Raw genomic sequence first — 3,216 nt, 5'->3', positions numbered from 1 at the left:
GGTGAACTTCCGGAAAAAAGAAGCCTAAAAACGCTTCAAAATATTCGCTTAATGCTTCTTTCCAGGGTTCATCATAATTGGCGGTTGTTTGGTTCATGAATTACGATATTGGATTCTTGTCAAAGACTGCTTAAATTCTGCGAGAGAATTAGCAGTAGCCACCAATTTTATTGGTAAAATTAGTGGCTGTGTGGCTCGGTTAATTTATCAGTGCAAAATCAGCCGCTATCAGGGTAGGAACAGTCAACAAATTGGCAAATTCAGCACCACTTCCTAAGCCAGCAGCACTACCATTTTGATTGTAGTAGATACTGCCACTGCCGGTACTGTAAACGATAAAAGCGCTGCTAGTGGCGGCTAAATCATCGTCATCGACGCTGGCAAATTCAGCTGGTTGACTGAAGCCATTGCCAATGCTACTTTGTAAGGCGGTAAAGATGGCTTTACTTAATACTATTTTATCACTGCCTGGGGTGAAATCGCTGATGGCATCGATTCCTAAATTACTACTGTTGAAGATAAAGTTATCGCTACCATTACCCCCGGTGAGTAAATCATCGCCGGAACCACCAATTAAACTATCGTTTCCGTCTTGACCGGTTAATTGATCGTTGCCACCACCACCAGTTAGAGTATTATTAAGGCTATTCCCGGTTAGCCGGTCATTACCGCTATCGCCAATAATATTTTCGATGGTGTTATTTGCCGAAAAAGTCAATTTTAGATTATTGGTAACGGCGGTTTGGACAGTGGTAATCCCTAAGTTAACTCGTACTGCGGTATTTGTCCCAGTAAAGTCGAGGGTATCGATACCGCCGGTGGTAGTTTCTTGGATGGTATCGCTTCCTAATAGGGTTGAAGCATTGAAGCAGTAAATATCGTTACCATTAGCACCAGCGAGGATATTGTTACCGCTATTTCCGGTAATTTTATTGTCACCAGCGTTACCTGTACCGTTAATATTATTAGTGCCAATTAGTCTGAGGTTTTCGACATTATTGGGTAAGGTTCGAGTAATTGCGCTTTGTAGGGTGTCAGTAATAATTACTTGTCCAATTGCTTCGTCGGGATTGATGGTAGCATTAACCGGATTTGACAGGGTTACGGTAAAGACTTCATCAGGTTCATTGAGATTATCATTAAGGATGGGAATGCTAATACTAGCGGTGGAAGTATTAGGTGCAATGGTGAGGGTTCCTGTCTGGCTAGTGTAATCTACATTGGCGGTAGCATTAATGGGTGCAGTGGTATAGTTGACAGTAATTTGTTGTGGATTGGGGTTATTGACAGTAACAGTGAGGATTGCATTATTATTTTGACCTTCGACCACGGTGATGTCGTTGATGGAGAGTTGGGAGGGAACACTGGTATCATCATTGGTAATTGTCCCTGTGACTGCGGTAGTTGTCCCAACTGTATAACCTGTCCCCGCAGCGAGAGTTAAAGCAACAGTTTCGTTACTTTCAACTGTAGTATCAGCAGTGGGGTCAACGGTTACAGTCGCAGTGGATGAACCGGCTGCGAAGGTGACAGTATTGGTAGTCCCTGTACGAGTGTAGTCGGTATTGAGAGTAGCTGTCCCTCCGAGGGTGTAATTGACGGTTAAAGCATTGGTTGTTACACCAGAACGAGTGAAGGTATAGACTAAGTTAGTTGTCCCATCTTCAGTGACACTTGTGGGAGAAACAGCAAGAGTGATACTAGGTAAATCATCATTGGTAATTGTCCCGGTAACTGCGGTGGTCGTACCTACTGTATAACCTGTCCCGGTCGCAAGAGTTAAAGCGACGGTTTCATTGTTTTCCACTGTAGTATCAGCAGTGGGGTCAACTATTACAGTCGCAGTGGATGAACCTGCTGCGAAAGTGACAGTATTGGTAGTCCCTGTACGAGTGTAGTCGGTATTAAGAGTCGCTGTCCCTCCGAGGGTGTAATTGACTGTTAAAGCATTACTCGTTACTCCACTACGGGTGAAGGTATAGATGAGATTAGTTGTCCCATCTTCAGTAACACTACTGGGAGAAACTGCAAGAGTGATACTAGGTAAATCATCATTGAGAATTGTCCCGGTAACTGCGTCAGGAGTACCTACTGTATAACCTGTCCCGGTCGCAAGAGTTAAAGCGACGGTTTCATCAGATTCAACTGTAGTATCAGCAGTGGGGTCAACTGTTACCGTCGCAGTCGCTGAATTAGCAGCAAAGGTGACACTGGTGGGAATAGATGTATAATCTGTCCCGTTGGTAGCTGTCCCACCAACTGTGTAATTGACGGTTAAAGCATTGGTTGTTACACCAGAACGGGTGAAGGTATAGACTAAGTTAGCTGTCCCATCTTCTGTCACACTTGTGGGAGAAACTGCAAGAGTAACACTGGTATCATCATTAGCAATTGTTCCTATAACTGCGGTAGTCGTACCTACTGTATAACCTGTCCCAGTCGCAAGAGTTAAAGCTACAGTTTCATCACTTTCAACTGTAGTATCAGCAGTGGGGTCAACTGTTACAGTCGCAGTGGATGAATTAGCAGCAAAGGTGACACTGGTGGGAATAGATGTGTAGTCTGTCCCGTTGGTAGCTGTCCCACCGATTGTGTAGTTAACAGTTAAGGGATTAGTTGTATCTCCTGTACGCATGAAGATATAGATGAGATTACTTGTCCCGTCTTCAGTAACACTACTAGGAGAAACCGCAAGAGTAATACTAGGAAGAGTGACATCATCATTATTAATTGTTCCCGTAGCTGCGTTAGGAGTACCTACTGTATAACCTGTCCCGGTCGCGAGGGTTAAAGCGACGGTTTCGTTACTTTCAACTGTAGTATCAGCAGTGGGGTCAACTATTACAGTCGCAGTGGATGAATTAGCAGCAAAGGTGACACTGGTGGGAATAGATGTGTAGTCTGTCCCGTTGGTAGCTGTCCCCCCGATGGTGTAATTGACAGTTAAAGCATTGGTTGTTACTCCACTACGGGTGAAGGTATAAACCATATTTGTTGTCCCGTCTTCAGTGACACTACTGGGAGAAATAGAAAGAGTAACAGTTGTTGCTGGAGTGGTAAACTCACTAACATCAATAATCTGCAAGCCACCTTCATAATCAGCTACGTAAGCATAGTTACCGACTATTTGCACACCCTGAGCATTGCCAGAAGTGTCATAATTACCCTTAAGAGTAGGTGCAACAGGGTTGCTGATGTCGATGATTTGCAGTCCTG

General features: G+C 44.2%; 1 protein-coding gene. It reads right to left on the bottom strand.

The features are described 5' to 3' along the window. Positions 1-199: 199 nt before the first annotated feature. A partial coding sequence (locus EWV84_RS03240; RefSeq protein WP_287076430.1) for a beta strand repeat-containing protein occupies positions 200-3,216 on the bottom strand: 3,017 nt, incomplete at its 5' end.

This window comes from Microcystis sp. M_QC_C_20170808_M3Col, assembly GCF_007095505.1.
In the GTDB taxonomy this organism is placed as follows: Bacteria; Cyanobacteriota; Cyanobacteriia; order Cyanobacteriales; family Microcystaceae; genus Microcystis.
The sequence above is the reverse complement of the archived record's forward strand: the minus strand, read 5'-3'. Positions and strand labels throughout refer to the sequence as shown.